Genomic DNA, 16,590 nt, shown 5'->3' with positions numbered 1-16,590 from the left:
AGGCTAAGTCCGTCCATCAGTCAACAATTGTTTGAGATGTTTGATCTGATTCCGTTCACCGGCAACTACAATTGTAGCTCCAGCGGTAAAAGCATAATCCGGGCCTGGATTAAAATGCTTCTCCTTATCCTTAGTCACAACAGCGAGAATTACGGCGCCCGTGGCCTGACGGATATCTAGTTCACCAATCGTCATGCCTACGCTTGCGGCGTGAGGCTCAATCCGTAGCCATTCGATTAACAGCCCTTCAAGCATCACTTCACGCTCATCCTGAAACTTCGGTTTATAGGTCATACCACCAACAATAGCGGCTACCGCCCGGGCTTCATCATCGTCCAGGGTGACAAGAGATACCATATCACCCACCTCTTCAGGTGTATCCCCTGACTCCATATGGAACAGGTCACGTCGCTCGTCGTTATGAATCACAATGACCAAATGCTCACCACTACGGGTATGCAGCCAGTATTTACGTCCAATCCCTGGTAAGTCCGTCTCTTTAAAGTGCATGATCTGCACCCCCTAGGGCCGGCTCGTTCAAGGTTTCGCTCCTCAGCTCAATCCCCGTAATGCGTATTCTCATGGAACCTGATGGTGTATGAACAGACCTAATTTCCCCTACACTGCCAAGCAGTAATTGACTCCCTACTGGAGAGAGGAAGGAAATACGCCCCTCATCAGGATTGGTATCCTCTGGCATGACAATCATGAACGAATCTGATGTATGAAAATCGATATATTCAAAATCAATATGACTACCGATCAATACCGCCGAGTCCAGATCTTCATCCGGGCCCAGGAGCAGTTTTTCCACATACTCTGTATATGCGGACAATTGTTTTTCCAATTGTATCCGCTCTGGATCACGCGCGTCGAAATAGGCGTCGAGAAATGTTCTTTTCTCTTCACCGAATGTAAATAGCTGGCTCACCAGCTTCTCTCTGCAATTATGGCGGGAAGTCCTATGGTTCATAATAGATTTCACCCCCTATACAAGCCTTGTTCTCCATGTTGATTGGCATGTTTCTCTTCATCATCTTGTTTTCCTCCTTTTTATTTTAAAAAGACCCCGGGATACGAGACCTTCTTACCATCTTACCAAAACTAATATTTTAATCCAGTATATTCGTCTAACTTGCTTTTTTATTATCATTTGTGGTCATATCTTCCATTTAATAACTTAATTCTTCACATCATATGATAGATCCATAGAACATTTTAATTACTGCATAAAAAACATTTTATGAATTTTCATCTCGTATTTTTATTTGCTTTCCTGTATATTTAACTACAAACTTTTATTCAATTTATGCAAATAAGCCTCTACAGACTTTAACACAATAAAGGAGTGCATCGAAAAAGTGTCCACGATAACAAAAGAAACTACAGAGTCCGTTCAAGTTACTGCCGCAGAATATGTTCATTCCGTTTATGAGTCGGTTGTCGCCAGAAATCCGCACGAAGACGAGTTCCATCAGGCTGTCAAAGAAATTCTGGATTCCCTTATTCCTGTTATTGAAGCACACCCCAAGTATAAGAACCATAGTCTGTTGGAACAGCTTGTTGAACCCGAACGTGTAATCACATTCCGGGTCCCATGGGTAGATGATCAGGGCAAAGTTCAGGTTAACCGTGGATTCCGGGTGCAATTCAACAGTGCCATTGGCCCTTACAAAGGCGGACTTCGCTTCCATCCTTCTGTATACTCGGGCATCATCAAGTTCCTTGGCTTCGAACAGATCTTCAAAAATGCTTTGACCGGTCTGCCCATTGGCGGTGGTAAAGGCGGTTCTGACTTCGATCCCAAAGGAAAATCGGATCTGGAAGTCATGCGTTTCACGCAAAGCTTCATGACAGAGCTGTACAAATATATCGGTTCCGATACGGATGTACCGGCAGGTGACATTGGTGTAGGCGCAAGGGAAATCGGTTACATGTTCGGCCAATACAAACGTATCCATGGCGGGCATGAGGCAGGCGTTTTGACAGGTAAAGGACTGCTGTACGGAGGAAGCTTGGCACGTAAGGAAGCGACTGGCTTCGGCTGTGTGTATTTCGTGAAGGAGATGCTGCAATCCAAGGGGCTCAGCTTCCAAGACAGCACAGTCGTTGTCTCTGGCTCTGGTAATGTGTCCATCTATGCCATTCAGAAGGCACAGGAGCTTGGAGCTACAGTCGTGGCGTGTAGTGACTCAGGTGGCTATATACACGATCCACAAGGCATCAACCTGGATACCGTGAAACGTCTGAAAGAGGTTGATCGTCTTCGCATCAGCGAATACATCAAAGAACACCCGCATGCTACATATACCGAAGGCTGTGAAGGCATCTGGTCTATCCCTTGTGATATTGCTCTTCCATGTGCAACGCAAAATGAGATCGATGAAGAAGCTGCGGCCCTTCTAATCAAAGGTGGCGTGAAGGCCATTGGCGAAGGCGCGAATATGCCTTCCACCCTGGCTGCCATTGACGTCTTCCACGGTGCAGGCGTGCTGTTCGGTCCAGCCAAAGCAGCTAATGCCGGCGGTGTAGCCGTGTCTGCTCTTGAAATGTCACAGAACAGCATGCGGTTGTCCTGGTCATTTGAAGAAGTAGACGCCAAGCTGCATGACATCATGAAGAACATCTACACCAGCTGTGTAGAAGCTGCTGAAGAGTATGGCTGTGAAGGCAACCTCGTAGCCGGAGCGAATATCGCCGGTTTCCTCAAGGTAGCGGACTCCATGATCGCTCAAGGTGTAGTTTAATTTAAATACGTGATTCTCCACGATCAAAGGGCGTTCCCATCAATTTGGGTAACTGCCCTTTTTTCCTTGTCTTCAATTGCTCTAATCGCAAGGCAATGGTAAAGTGGTACTGACGTAATTCCATCTATTTGTACTATTATAAGGAAGTGTTTACATTGTCTAACCAACCATTTGCCAGCACTGCGAGTCCTCATCTTAGCGCAGACTGTGAGCAATGTTTTGGCCTGTGCTGTGTTGCCTTGCCCTATGGCAAGTCATCTGACTTTGCTTTTGATAAAGCCAGCGGCACACCCTGTCCCAATCTGCGCACGGACAATCGCTGCGGTATCCATACCCAGCTTCGGCAGAAAGGGTTCAAAGGTTGCACGGTATACGACTGTTTCGGAGCTGGACAGAAGCTGTCCCAAGTGACCTACGCGGGCAAAGATTGGCGTGATCATCCAGAGACTGCAAACGAGATGTTCGATTGTCTGCCTGCCTTGCGACAACTTCACGAGTTGCTCAGTTATATGAAGGAAATGATGATGAGACCGGAGACGTCATCCCTTCACTCGGCATTTGGTGAGTTATATGAGGAGGTTGAGCGCTTGAGCAATCTGGAGCCTGCGGCCCTTCTCCGTCTGGACATCGCCAATTATCGGTCCAGTGTGAATCAACTCTTGGTCCAGGCAAGTGAGATGGTACGCGCGAATGTGCCACCCACCGCTCATGGACAAGGGAAGTCGAAGAAGAGTAAAAAACGTACCGGAAGTGACTTTTTTGGTGCCAATTTAAAAGGGACTGACCTGCGGGGCGCAAGCTTCCGAGGGGCTTTAATGATCGCAGCCGATCTCCGAAATGCAGACACAAGAAATGCGGATTGGATTGGCGCGGACTTGCGGGATACGGATCTGGGCGATGCAGACCTGAGAGGTGGCATCTTCCTGACGCAATCCCAGATTAATGCAGCCAAAGGTAATGTGAATACCAAGTTGCCGGACCATCTTAACATTCCCTCACACTGGGTGTAGGATGCCATTTCCGCAAGAGCATAAGCAGGGATACAGGCAATATAGTACCTGCCAATTCATATGAATGTGTGAATCGTATACAGCAACAGCAAAAAAACAGCTCGTCCTATACATCCAAGGACGAGCTGTTTCTATAAAATCACTGGAACGAATCAGAATTATAACAAGTCGCGGCGGAGATCTTCAGCCGATTTTGGAGACAAGTGACCAAGCGGAATATCAAATACTGTTTTCGCTCCCTTATGTCCTTCCACGCTCAAACGTTGTGCGGCTCTTGCATACGCTACAAGCACGCTTGCTGTAAATTCAGGATTGCTGTCGAGTTTCAGACCAAATTCAATAATTTGCTTTTGACCTGCACCTGTAACCCCACTGCGAATTACAAATCCACCATGCGGCATACCTTCATGCTCGGATTTCAATTCTTCTTCGCTAATGAACGTTACAGTTGTATCGTAATCTGCAAAATAGTTTGGCATCGACACAATCGTCTCACGGATCTCATCCTGATTAGCACCATCTTCTGCTACCACATAACATTGACGCAGATGTTTCTCGCGTGTAGACAGCTCTGGTGTCTCCCCTGCACGAATACGGTTTATTACCTCTTCAACAGGTACAGTATACTGTACACCCGCCTTAACGCCTGGAACACGACGAATAGCATCCGAGTGGCCTTGGCTCACACCTTTGCCCCAGAACGTGTACTCTTTTCCTTCTGGCAGGATGGACTGTGCAAGCAGACGGTTCATGGAGAACAAGCCTGGGTCCCAACCTGTGGAAATGACACTTACGTGACCGCCTTGCTCTGCCGCAGCATTAACTTCTTTGTAGAATTCAGGAATTTTCGCATGTGTATCGAAGCTATCTACCGTATTGAACAACTTGGCGATGGCTGGTGTTTGCTCTGGAAGGTCGGTTGCAGAACCGCCACAGAGGATCATAACATCAACCTTGCCTATGTATTGCTCCGCTGCAGAGATATGCTCAAAACGTACTTCTGTGCTTTCAGCGACCATCTGCTCCGGATTACGACGTGTAAACACAGCAATCAGTTCCATATCCTCGTTCTGGGAAATGGCTTTCTCTACACCTTTACCCAAGTTACCGTAACCAACAATACCCACTCTAATCATGTTCAATCCTCTCCTGTCTTCTTCTATAGTTGTCTATTACTCTGTTTATAATGATATAACATAACATGTAACCTGTCAGGTTTCCAGTTCGAAATAAAAATCCCTTGCAGCGGTGCAGCAATAATGCGGCTCCGTATGCAAGGTATTATGGCGTTCATTCGTTATTTTAGGAAGAAAAAAAAGCAGGAAAGAAAAGTAGCCCTTATCTTCTGCTTATGATTCTGTCCAGGTCAACGTCAGTTCAATGACGCCTTCCTGTCCCGCCAATGTTCCTCCAATCAAGGACCAGACATCCTTCGTCTCCGGATCGGTTCCCTGAATGATAATATTTTTGTCATCGATCGTCTGACCTGCATCCGTCAACTTTTTGGCAAGGACACCATCATCGCCAGTGCCGCACAGACCAATACATAATTCCTTCTCTTCACCATCCGTTACCACTCATTCTTCTTCGTTTTATGTGCTAATCACGTTCAAACGACTGGATTACAGGCACGTCATGAACGTTATTCTTAACCCATATGACAGATACAGATAATACACTTAGAGACAATAGACAACTGGCTACAAGAATGGACAGGAAGCGGGTGATTACTTTAAACTTTTTCATCCATCCCTCCTCCTCCTGTTCATCATGTGTTTGTGGAATCATGTTACTCATAGGTCACTGGACGGTGTCACTAATTTCATGATCTCGGCGGCGACAATATCCGGTTGACTGTTGTGGATACTGTGTGTCGCTTGTGGAACCGTCAGCTGTGTTCCGTGTCTTGACCATGAAGCAAAATTCGCTTGGTCGTCCTGCCATGCATGACTGTCCTCATCCGACTCCTCCGAACCGGCTGTGAGGATCGTCAGGGGGAAGCCAAACTTCGTTTTGTTCTCAAGCACACACGCTGCATTTGTTCTGGAATTCCGAACCTCTTCCATGACATTGTCATTGTACGCATGTCTCAGCGTGGATATCGTGACGGCTTTTTTCATCGGTTCCGTTACCAGATTTGGGTCAATGACCAGAGATGCCATCATGCGATCCGATTGCAGCAATGTTCGTGCGATGCCTGTTTTCACCAGAAAACGGGACCAATCCATCATCCATTCTGGTGTATTCAAGTCCGTACGACTGTAATACTCCGGGCTTCCGCCATCGATCATAACCATGCCAGCCACTTCATCAGGATACCTTTGCGCAAACCGCAGTGTCTCCAGCGCACCCAGGGAGTGACCGACCATGATGTAAGGTGGACGTTGACCGGATGTTCGCAGCAATTGGTGGATCTCTTCCGAGATGGTATCAACATCACGAGGGTCATCCGTATAGTCGCTGTATCCGTATCCGAACCGATCATATACCGCAATTTTCACCTGTGATTTCAACTTGTCATATAGCGGACTGAAATCCACATACGGATTGGGCGTACCCCAGCCTGAGGCAAACACCACGGTTACCTCTCCTTTGCCAGCGGTGTAGAGGTGCATATTGCGACCACTCACTTCATAATACTTGCCTGGCGGGGGATAGGACTTCATATCCTGCGTGGATTGATACGCTTCATACGCTGTACCTGCCAGCAGCAAAAGTCCTGTGGCAAGCATGATGCCTCCCAGCACTTTTAACCCTCTCCGTAACCCCTTCTTCATCTTCTCTACCCCTTATCCCAAAGGTTCATCTATATATGTATGCTTCAATCGTACCCAAGAAATAGCGGGATTGAAACAATCCCGAGTCCAGTTCTTTCCCCAACCAAAGTCCAGTGTCCCTCCCCTACCTGTGACGCAAAAAAACTGCAAATCTCCCATTCAGGAAACTTGCAGTTCATCTATACTTGTATTCTAAAACTCTTACCTCAATCTATCTCACGATGAACCTTACCTATAGTTGCAAAGTAAGACCCACCGGGCAATGATCACTGCCCATCACATGGCAGTCGATATGCGCATCTGCCACCTTAGGTGCCAATTGATTGGATACGAGAAAATAATCAATGCGCCAGCCCACGTTCCGTTCTCTAACCTTGGGCATATAAGACCACCAGCTGTATACATCTGTACGATCTGGATAGAGATGGCGGAAGCTGTCCACATACCCGGAAGCAAGCAAATCGGTCATCTTGCCGCGCTCTTCAAGGGTAAATCCGGAATTGCCCAGATTGGGTTTCGGATTCTTCAGGTCAATCTCCTGATGAGCCACATTCAAGTCACCACAGACGATAACCGGCTTAGTCTGCTCCAATTGCAGAATGTAGCCCCGGAATCGATCCTCCCATTCCAGACGGTAAGGCAGCCGGGTCAGATCCCGCTTCGCATTAGGGGTATAGACGTTCACCAGATAAAACTCATCATACTCCAGTGTAATCATCCGGCCTTCCGGCTCACTAACCTCCTCCATCCCGTAACGAACGGATAAAGGCTTGATTCGGCTAAATACAGCCGTACCGGAATAACCTTTTTTGATCGCATAATTCCAATATTGATAAACATCTTCCCCCAGGTCCATCTCAATCTGTCCGGCTTGTAATTTGGTCTCCTGAAGGCAGAAAATATCCGCCTGACTCTCCTGATAATAATCCATGAATCCTTTGGTCACACATGCCCTTAAGCCATTCACATTCCAGGACACCAGCTTCATATCCTCATCTCCTCACATCTCTCCAATATAGCACGGGCTCATTCAGAGGGACAAGCCTTACGGCTCTGGAATGAGATGGAGTCATTGGAATCCTTGTGGGCTAGGTTGCCTATATTTCGCTTCGTAACTTAGAGAACACCGCAAGGTCAATATATCTGCCTTTCTCAAACTCATGCTGCCGCAGTACACCTTCCTGTTGAAAATCAAGTTTATGTAACAGGCGAATTGACGCCTCGTTCTCCGGTTCAACCTTTGCTTCGATCTTGTTGAGCTGCATGCTTGTGAATCCAAAATGTAACACAGCACGGGCTACTTCAGTCATAACACCGCGGCCCCAGAAAGAGGAACGCAAATCGTATCCAATCTCTGCACGGTTATGTACATCTTCATAGTTCAGGAACCCACAGGTTCCGATCACTTTACGAGTTTCACGGTCTTCAATCATCCAGCGTAAACCCGTGTGTTCTTTGAAAATCTTCGTATACCAATTCATCTCACCCTGTGCATCCTCCACGGATTCAAAGGGAGTGAATGGCATATATTGAACCACAGCTTCATCGGAATATAACGCGAGCAGATCATGGCTGTCTCCAGCCTCGGCTGACCGGAGGATGAATCGTTCTGTCTGAATTAATGGAAATAGATCAAACCTAAATTGCTCACTCATGCGAGGTCTCCTTTGCAACATTCATTGTAAAGTCCATTTTACTACACTTGCCTTCATCAAGCTTTTACTATTAATATGTTCTATTAAGGCATTACTGTAGAAAAGGATACATAGGAGAGGACGTGCTATTATCACACAATCATATGACGTTATTATCGTTGGAGCCGGCTCCATGGGCATGAGTGCAGGATATTATCTATCGCGCAGTGGATGCAAAACTTTATTAATTGATGCCTTTGATCCTCCGCATACGGAAGGAAGTCATCACGGGGATAGCAGACTGATGCGCCATGTGTACAGTGGTGGGCCTGACTATATTGCCATGGCATTACTTGCACAGAAGTTATGGCACGAGCTGGAGGAAACGGTTGGCGATCAACTGTTTGTTCCTTCCGGTGTAATAAATGTGGTTGATCCAGAGATTCATTCCTTCCACAACCGATTGAGCCATGCAGATGATGCAGGCATTCGTTATGAAACGTTGCACGCAGCCGAGGTGATGAAACGCTGGCCAGGTATTACAATACCTGAACATTACGAGGGCATGTATGAGCCTGATGCGGGTTATTTGTATAGTGAACCCTGTATTCGTGCCTTCCGCAAAGCAGCCGAGACTCACGGTGCCACCTTGTTAACGCACACGCTTGTGGAGCATATCCAATACGGACCACATTCCGTGGCAGTTCAGACTTCAGGTGGTGATACATACCATGCAAATCAAATCATCCTGAGCGCTGGCGCCTGGTTTCAGACATTAAAACCTTTCGTGGATCTCCCCATTCAGGCAGTGCGTAAAACGGTTGGATGGTTTGATGCACCAGAAGCTTTGTACGGTGAGGCACATTTCCCCGGATTCACACTCGCAGGAAAAGAAGGTACATATTATGGATTTCCAAGCATTGGCGGATCAGGTCTGAAGATGGGTCGTCATGATACGGGCCAAGTGTGGACACCAGGAAGTACAATGGCTCCTTTTGGTACGGAAGAAACGGACGAGGGGGATCTGCGCAGGCTGCTCGAACTTCATATGCCTCAGGCAGCTGGAGCATTGAAACGTGGTAGTGTGTGCAAGTATGAATTCACTTCGGATGAAGATTTTATTATCGACCGACACCCTGCCCATGAACGTGTGTGGCTCGCAGGCGGTTTCTCCGGTCATGGCTTCAAGTTTGCAAGTGCCATTGGGCAGATTCTATCCGACTTGGTGCAAACGGGGCACACGGATCGAGATATTAGCAGGTTCGCCCTATCCCGTTTTCGTTAAGTACCAGCTGGGTGGATGAATATATGTATGTCTAAAATAGCTACTTTCCTTGAGGGTGCAGTGTTGCTTAGAGCACTGCACCCCCAAGAAAAAAGGACACGTAATAACGTTTAATTCATTCGTACTCACACTAATTAACTTTGACGAGGCTCCATTGCTGATTGGCTCCGCCATTGTCGGCCCACTGAATCGTGGAGGCACCTGCGGTCAGAGAACCTTGATTGATGTCAACTGTCAGGCCACTGTTTCGATTCCCAAGTACCACATATCCTCCCACATCAATGGGCAGCCATTGCTGATTATTGCCCCCGTTATCCTGCCACTGAATCAGAGCGGCTCCGCCTTGTGTAGAACCCGAATTCACATCCAGCAAAAGCCCACTGCCCACATTGCGGATGTTGTAATATCCGTTACCTGCGGACTCTAGCTTCCACTGCTGGTTGGCTGCTCCATTATCATTCCACTGAATGATTGTTGCCCCACCCGTAGAAGAAGCACCGTTAACATCGAGTGCAAGTCCACTGTTGCGGTTGATTAATTTGTAGATGGCCCCGGATTCATATCCTGTACCGCCATTGTAAGTTGCACCGGAAATGACGTAGGTTGTGACCGAATTGGCCTTGGCCGTAGCGGTAAAGGTTTTGTTTTGCACCGAAATATTGGTCAGTTGCTGCAACTTCTCCGTTGAAGAGGTCCGATATACTTGAGCAGACGTGCCTGTGTTAGTAAAACGACTGAGATCATAGTTTACCGTTGTATCCGTCGATTCCGAATTGGTTGTAACCAGCACAACTTTGCCGGAAGCTGCATCATAGGCTGCAAGGGTATTGGCATCACTCATGCCGATAATCTTGTACCCAGGACGAATAAATTTGCTGTAATTGCCCATGACATAATATTTTTGGTTCACGGTGTAACTGGTCGTTTGGGTATTGTTCAACACGTTCTTGAAGAATCCCCATCCTTCTGCACTATCCACGGCTTGCCAATACACCCATCCACTTGCGCCCATATTGCGAATATCCTTGAGGATGGTCCGTGACATCGTAAGTCCGCTTGCATCTCCGTCTCCATATTCCGAGGTCCACAGATGTTTGCCCGCAGACGTCGCTGTGTTGCGCAAAGCAGTACGATCGCTTCCGCCATACGTATGGGTGTTAATCTGAGTTATCGCTGATTTAACGGCATTGCTATAGCTGTTGAACGACACATTGGTATCATCGATACTGTATTCTTCCGGTGCGCTCAGCTTTGTGGACAGGCCCTTTGCATTCAACGAAGCTTGTACCTGACTCAGAATTGTGTTCTGATCCGCACGGTCAAAGTGCATGCCCTCCTGGTCATTGCCCTGCTTCCACCATGTCGAGATTGGTTCATTCAGCGGAGTTACACTATCAAATGTGATCCCCCAGTTATCCCTAAAATGCTTCACAACCTCAGTTAAGTAATCGGCAAAATCATCGTAGTAATCAGGCTTGAGGTTGTTCCCACCATTGGCCGAACCGGACACATTACCACTGATGGTCATCCAGTAAGGTGCGGAATTCGCAAAAGCTTCGATGACATTCACGCCTTGAGCTCTGGCAGCTTGCAGCATATATCGTTGGTTTGCATCTGCATTCCAGTCATACACGCCGGGAGAAGGCTGGTAACCAGGAACGGCTTTACGATATTCGAGGATATTGGATGATGGATTATCCCCGCCTCCAATGTTGTACCGCAGGATATTCAGCCCAAGTCCGGTATTTGCGTTGAACATTTTCTCCACATACTCATCCCGATTGGAATATTCTCCAACCACTTTGCCCCACCACGCGAGGGATGTCCCCCATCCTTCCATCGTCTGATATTGCTTCGATGGATCGGCAACAGCCGTGTAGGCTCCCGCCGCAGATACCTCTGTCCCCACACCTAAACTTCCTGTTAGCAGACTTCCTGCCAGCAGCAGCGAGCTCATTCGTTTTAACCACTTCATCCGCTTCACTCCTTATCATTTTACACTTGCACTCCGATGTCAGAACAACTTTCCGATCGCTGTTATCCCCAGATTTTTTTAATTATTCTCTAAAAGGGGGAAATCCCGGGATAGCGTATGCTTCCGATGTAGCTTTCTTTCAGAAAGCTTTTAGGCGCACGCTTCGCTTCTTCAAGTTATTTCTGACCTCTCCGTTATCGTGTAAATGTATAGTTTAACTTAGAAAATAAACACCTATTATTGTGCAACCTCTCTGAAGGTCGCGTCTGACTTATCGAGTGCGGTAACGACAGCTTCCAGTTTCAGCATATTATTATAATGTCTCAGGTACAGGTTCGGGTTACTAAACGAGGTATACGATGTCCAACTAGCATTAGCAAGTCCGTTTACACGTTTGAACGTGGCGTCATTTCGGAATGTAGTGCTGCCGTCATTTTTCACGAGTGTGATGTTGCCATTATTATTGCGCAGGAAATAACCCGGATAATTCATGGACTCAAACGAAATGCCTGTTGCATTCGACAGCCCGGGAACGATACGGAATTGTGCATCTTCCGCCGGACTGACATTGGCATCAATCCGTGCCTGATAGTTGTAGTGACGAATGAAACTGCCAGGCACATTGAATGACTCCAGCTTGCGGATATCCCCCGGTTGTCCGGACTCTTTCATTACGGTCATATGCCGGACGAGTCCGGTAAGACCCGCAATCTCTTGTTTGACACCCCAAGTCTGGAAGTTATCAGCAGAGTCGCTGTAATAATATTTTTGTGTTGCATAGCCGTCAAAGTAGATTCGCCATGAACCATTATCCAGCTGAACAAGCGCCGGTCCTTCCACCCAAGATCCCCAACCTGCCCAATCCCCTGTGCCTTTAAAGGTATATGGACCCGTTAGCGAAGTGGATGTCGCATATTCAATGTATTTGGTGGTCTCGTTTTTGGTAAAAGCATGATAGGTTGAGCCTGTCTTCACGATAAAAGTGTCGATATAATTGGGAGCAATGCCTGCCAGTTCAGTAGGTGCAGACCATGAGGTAGATGTTAGATTGCTGCCTGAAGCTGTGAGTACATAAGGTTTGAAATTCTGATAGTTGCCTGGTGAGAGGGACACGATAATGTTCAGACTGCCGTTGCTGTCTTTGAACCATTCTGGTGCCCAGGTGTGTGCAATTGTGGTAGGTGTGGATAATGTAATGTTACGGACAAATGTCCAGTTTACCTTATCCGGGCTGGAGGCAATGCCGATGGTGTTACCCGACCAGTTCGTGGTGTAAATAACGTAATATAGACCATCTGTGTGCTTCATGATGCTGGGATCGCGGATCAGATCGGCCGGAGGTGTATAGGCTGGCCCTTTTAGCAAACCATAGTGGGTCGCATTATATGATTCATAGATGTACATATTGGACTCACTTGTGTTCGTAAAGGCGGATATCGTATATACACTTGTCGCTGCTCTGGCTGTATTGGGGAATAATATCGTTAATAGAAGTAATGTTCCGAGCAGCAGAATCATTCCGGCCTTGAAACCTTTGGACTTTCCTACTCCTATTCCTCCTATTCCCTCTTCCTTCTTCGTCAACATTGGGTCATCTCCTTATCCATAAGTGATGAACAGAGGAATACCTCACTGTATTACCAAAGACAAAGCGTACCTGGGACTGCCCCTGATGAGCAACACCTCACGACCACCTGTTCCAATTCCAATTACATGAAGCATCACTCCCTTCACAGATCATGGATGAACACTTTTTTATATATGTAAACGGTTACAATTAATAAACTTACAAGTGTTACCTTAGTTAATTGTACCGACCTGGTCACCACAGTTCCCCCCATTCCCTTAGCCTAATTCACTCCGCAAAACTGAATCCGAAAGATTCACAAGCTCGAGTTATTTGACTAAGAAAATGAGGTAGTGTGACTGTCGTAAAAGGTGAAATGCTGCGTCCAACTCGAACTATCTCAATCCAGTTCTTGTTCTCAACCATAGTTGGATCGGTAAGACAGCTAACGATCAATACACGAACTATTCCACCACAACCCACGGATAACGGGATAATGCGTCCAACAGGAATCGTACCCGTTCTGGTGTTCTGCCTTCTTCATCGAACAAAAGTAATTCATTCTCTTCCTGTAGCCATGCTACTGGAATTTTGTAATCCTCTTGAGGACCAATCTGCCAGTAACGGCCCAGATGATGTCCGTTTAGGTGAATGGTTCCTTTGCTCATTCCGGTCAGGCGAAGCATCAGGTTCACCTTATGGTGCTCGGAAATAGTAGGTTTCGCGAAACGCCAGCGGTACCAGACCGGCTGACCATACGATCCTCGGACTGGAGTATGATTGGATACAGGGTGAGACTTCTCACTCAATGTAGCACGATTAACCGATTCATTCGTGGTGTCGGGCACCAGATTGGCAGTACAATTGCCACCTGCGGCGATACCAGGCTGTCCTACACGCTGGATTGACCCCTGTGCTCCAAGATGGATCGATTCCTGTCCTACCTCGTAGCTCTCCCATTGTTGCTGCGGAAGCAATGCATCCGTCCCTGCCATACGCCAATCCTTCAGTTCTCCCTGACTCGGATATGTGATTAGTTCCAGTCGATTCAGTGATGAACGGCTATACGGCATTTCCAGTGTATTCGTCTCTCCGGGCTTGATATACAAGGATATGTCCAGCGTCTGAAAGGCAAACCAGTCCTGATATCCTTCCATCGGAACTTCGATGCCATTGATACGTAAACCTTTGCTCAAGGCACCTACAAGAATCGCCCGATCCATGCTATCCAGTGTAAAGCTTCTGCTCAGAAGTGGCGATCCTTGGAGAGAGTTCACCTCATCGAGATGCACAAGTCCACTCTCCATACGCCAATCCCGGCGAATATCCTGAACTTTGCCGCCCAGATACACAGCACCAGCCAGACCTTTGCTCTCACCCAAATATGGAGAGAAGTTCAATCTGCCCATATGCTGAACCAGAATCTGAAGTGTGTTCTGCCCTTGGGCTACTTGTAACTGCACTCCTGCGGCACCTACCTGACGCACTAATGCCTGCTGAACACCGTTAACGATGATTCTGGCAGTATCCTGTATATCCGGCAAAATGAGGTTAGTGACCCCTTCGGTTGGCCTCTCGAAATCACATTCGTACAATAAATAACCAAAATCTTGTCCATACCGGGAAAAGTCTTCCGGTTGTCCACTCGCCGAGCGTTGCTTCGCAGTTAACGTAATACGTGACATCTCAGGAGAATCAGACAATGTCGGCGCACTCGGTAATGTCCACGGAAGCTGCTGCTGTTTGCCTGCAATAGGCTTCACGCTGGCATAGAACTCGTGACCTGTTAACGTCCGTTCTCCATCGGTCCAGTCACCAAGCAGCATAATTGTGCGATCTGGGTCCGTGATCATACCCTTGACCTGACCAGATGGCAACACGTCCACGTCATCGAAGCCGATCACATAACGAAGTCCCTTCTGGTCTGTTGCTTCCAATCGCCATGTTCGATTCATCGTTTCTTGATCCAGAATAACGAAACGGATCGGTGTGCCGTTTGCTTCCAGTTGGATCATTCCCGGCTCTTGGAAATGGAATAGATCGAAGCGGTGTAGGTTCCTTGCTGAATCATGTTCAACCAGCACTTGCACCGTGCTATCTGTGACGTTCAATGCCTCGGCTTCCAGTTCAATAACAGAACGCTGTCCCGCAGCGGCCACGATGAACAGGGTTAAGTCTCCGTTTATCATTTCATTGCCCGTAATCATCGTACCCGCAGTCAGGTATACGTGTTCAGCAATCTGTACTCGATCCAGCAACGGAACAATCTGACCCGGATTCACCGATACTTGAAGAGTCCGGCCTTCCTCCAGCGTAATGTGCATGGTCTCGCGTTCATCCTTGTGACTCTCCAGAAACCAAATCTTCTGGTTGTCAGCCTGTCTGCCTCGTACAGATATGCCTTCAGGATGACGTACAACGATCTGTTCTTCTGGAATTCCCTCTGTTTTCATCAGAAGGGCCCCGAAAGCATGGACAAAATAGGACAAATTCTTGGTTACTGCATATTTCGGTGTCACCCGTCCATATTCGTTCAGGGGTGCATCATAGTCATAGGACGTAATCATGAAGATGTCACTGCTACCCATCGTTCTGCCGCCATATCCACCAAAGTTCGTGCCACCATAGAACATGTAGTGACTGATTCCGGTATACCCGGCACGCAGAATCTCCATGATACGTCTCTCTAGTAAAGGGGCTGTCTTCTGAATGGCTGAAGGCCCTCCCCAATTCTCGAACCATCCGGTCCAGAATTCCGTGACCATCTTCGGGGTGTCCGGCTGTTTGACTCGAAGTTTCTCATAATGCCCGTCAGCACCTGACCAGAAATTAGCCCCTTCAATCGTGCCTTCCGCCCCGCCAACGCAAGTGATCAGCGTAGCGTCAATGCCACGTTGCAACAATTCATCTCTCAGCGTATTCATATGCTCACTTGCAGCAGCGTCATCCATCAGATACCCGTATTCATTCTCCACCTGCACAAGAATGACCGTACCCCCAGCTGATAACTGGCGCTCCCGAATAATCGGCACAAGCTGGTCAAAATACAAATTCACATAGTGCAGATACGTCTCATTATTTTCCCGGAATTTCACGCCTTCCTTCGTACCCAGCCAATATGGAAAACCGCCAAAATCCCATTCTGCACAGATAAATGGACCCGGACGCGCAATGACCCACATGCCCAATTCTGCGCACAAATCCAGAAATGCTCCGCAATCGTTGTCCCCTTCAAAGGACCACTGTCCTTCTTCCGGTTCATGCACGTTCCACGCAAAGTAGGTGTCGATGCAGTTCATACCTGCCAGCTTCGCCTTCAGCAGAGCCTCACGCCATTCCTCCTTTGGCATACGGAAATAATGGACCGTGGCACTGTTCAGAAATACACGCTCTCCGTTTAGGAAAAAGCTGCGTGCATCGTATGTTAATTCAGATAGAACACCATTCTCAGCCCTTGCGATGTTCTTCTCCTGTTCCTGCAGCAAAAGGGATGCTTTCTCTGTCAAAGTTATCCCCTCCTTCTCTTTATTGATATAAATTGAACTAAAATTATTTACACTGGCACTCCGATGACAGAACAACCTTCCGATCGCTG

At 47.5% G+C, this 16,590-nt stretch carries 14 protein-coding genes; 3 read left to right on the top strand and 11 right to left on the bottom strand.

Annotated features, from left to right (window positions below; genetic code table 11):
* Nucleotides 1–3: 3 nt before the first annotated feature.
* Both ACDJ59_RS03425 and ACDJ59_RS03420 read right to left on the bottom strand, forming a co-directional pair.
* On the bottom strand, nucleotides 4–510 hold the full coding sequence (locus ACDJ59_RS03425; RefSeq protein ID WP_036617317.1) for a cation:proton antiporter regulatory subunit: 507 nt from the start codon (nucleotides 508–510) through the stop codon (nucleotides 4–6).
* Nucleotides 500–973, bottom strand: a complete 474-nt coding sequence (locus tag ACDJ59_RS03420; RefSeq protein ID WP_413407668.1) for a GreA/GreB family elongation factor — start codon at nucleotides 971–973, stop codon at nucleotides 500–502. The genes ACDJ59_RS03425 and ACDJ59_RS03420 overlap by 11 nt, the downstream gene beginning before the upstream one ends.
* Before the next feature lie 388 nt (nucleotides 974–1,361).
* Between ACDJ59_RS03420 and gdhA the strand changes: the two genes are divergently transcribed.
* The gene (gdhA, locus tag ACDJ59_RS03415; protein ID WP_174806476.1) at nucleotides 1,362–2,747 is read left to right on the top strand and encodes an NADP-specific glutamate dehydrogenase; all 1,386 of its coding nucleotides are present in this window, start codon (nucleotides 1,362–1,364) and stop codon (nucleotides 2,745–2,747) included.
* Nucleotides 2,748–2,902: 155 nt separating this feature from the next.
* A complete protein-coding gene (locus tag ACDJ59_RS03410) occupies nucleotides 2,903–3,757 on the top strand; it encodes a pentapeptide repeat-containing protein (RefSeq protein ID WP_413407667.1) in 855 nt (284 codons plus the stop codon).
* A gap of 158 nt (nucleotides 3,758–3,915) precedes the next feature.
* Here the strand turns inward: ACDJ59_RS03410 and ACDJ59_RS03405 are convergent, their stop codons facing one another.
* The 6 genes from ACDJ59_RS03405 to ACDJ59_RS03380 form a co-directional block, all read right to left on the bottom strand.
* On the bottom strand, nucleotides 3,916–4,893 hold the full coding sequence (locus tag ACDJ59_RS03405; RefSeq protein WP_017687032.1) for a diaminopimelate dehydrogenase: 978 nt from the start codon (nucleotides 4,891–4,893) through the stop codon (nucleotides 3,916–3,918).
* A 213-nt stretch (nucleotides 4,894–5,106) separates the two neighbouring features.
* Nucleotides 5,107–5,334 (bottom strand): hypothetical protein, encoded by a 228-nt coding sequence (locus tag ACDJ59_RS03400; protein ID WP_413407666.1) that lies wholly within the window; start codon nucleotides 5,332–5,334, stop codon nucleotides 5,107–5,109.
* Nucleotides 5,335–5,356: 22 nt separating this feature from the next.
* Complete coding sequence (locus ACDJ59_RS03395; RefSeq protein ID WP_413407665.1) at nucleotides 5,357–5,503, bottom strand: hypothetical protein; 147 nt, start codon at nucleotides 5,501–5,503, stop codon at nucleotides 5,357–5,359.
* 47 nt (nucleotides 5,504–5,550) lie between these two features.
* Nucleotides 5,551–6,534: an alpha/beta hydrolase gene (locus ACDJ59_RS03390; protein WP_413407664.1), complete on the bottom strand. Its 984-nt coding sequence runs from the start codon at nucleotides 6,532–6,534 to the stop codon at nucleotides 5,551–5,553.
* 232 nt (nucleotides 6,535–6,766) lie between these two features.
* The gene (locus ACDJ59_RS03385) at nucleotides 6,767–7,522 is read right to left on the bottom strand and encodes an exodeoxyribonuclease III (RefSeq protein WP_413407663.1); all 756 of its coding nucleotides are present in this window, start codon (nucleotides 7,520–7,522) and stop codon (nucleotides 6,767–6,769) included.
* Between the two features lie 109 nt (nucleotides 7,523–7,631).
* Complete coding sequence (locus tag ACDJ59_RS03380) at nucleotides 7,632–8,189, bottom strand: GNAT family N-acetyltransferase (RefSeq protein WP_076318746.1); 558 nt, start codon at nucleotides 8,187–8,189, stop codon at nucleotides 7,632–7,634.
* Between the two features lie 130 nt (nucleotides 8,190–8,319).
* Here ACDJ59_RS03380 and solA point away from each other — a divergent pair, with 130 nt between their 5' ends.
* Nucleotides 8,320–9,453: an N-methyl-L-tryptophan oxidase gene (gene solA / locus ACDJ59_RS03375; protein WP_413409706.1), complete on the top strand. Its 1,134-nt coding sequence runs from the start codon at nucleotides 8,320–8,322 to the stop codon at nucleotides 9,451–9,453.
* Nucleotides 9,454–9,583: 130 nt separating this feature from the next.
* Here solA and ACDJ59_RS03370 read toward each other — a convergent pair whose 3' ends face one another.
* The 3 genes from ACDJ59_RS03370 to ACDJ59_RS03360 form a co-directional block, all read right to left on the bottom strand.
* Nucleotides 9,584–11,428: an RICIN domain-containing protein gene (locus tag ACDJ59_RS03370; protein WP_413407662.1), complete on the bottom strand. Its 1,845-nt coding sequence runs from the start codon at nucleotides 11,426–11,428 to the stop codon at nucleotides 9,584–9,586.
* 237 nt (nucleotides 11,429–11,665) lie between these two features.
* The gene (locus ACDJ59_RS03365) at nucleotides 11,666–13,015 is read right to left on the bottom strand and encodes an AbfB domain-containing protein (RefSeq protein ID WP_413407661.1); all 1,350 of its coding nucleotides are present in this window, start codon (nucleotides 13,013–13,015) and stop codon (nucleotides 11,666–11,668) included.
* 444 nt (nucleotides 13,016–13,459) lie between these two features.
* Complete coding sequence (locus ACDJ59_RS03360; RefSeq protein WP_413407660.1) at nucleotides 13,460–16,501, bottom strand: beta-galactosidase; 3,042 nt, start codon at nucleotides 16,499–16,501, stop codon at nucleotides 13,460–13,462.
* Between the last annotated feature and the right edge of the window lie 89 nt (nucleotides 16,502–16,590).

Source organism: Paenibacillus amylolyticus (genome assembly GCF_047302515.1).
GTDB classification, from domain to species: Bacteria; Bacillota; Bacilli; order Paenibacillales; family Paenibacillaceae; genus Paenibacillus; species Paenibacillus amylolyticus_G.
This window is presented reverse-complemented; position numbering and strand designations above follow the sequence as displayed.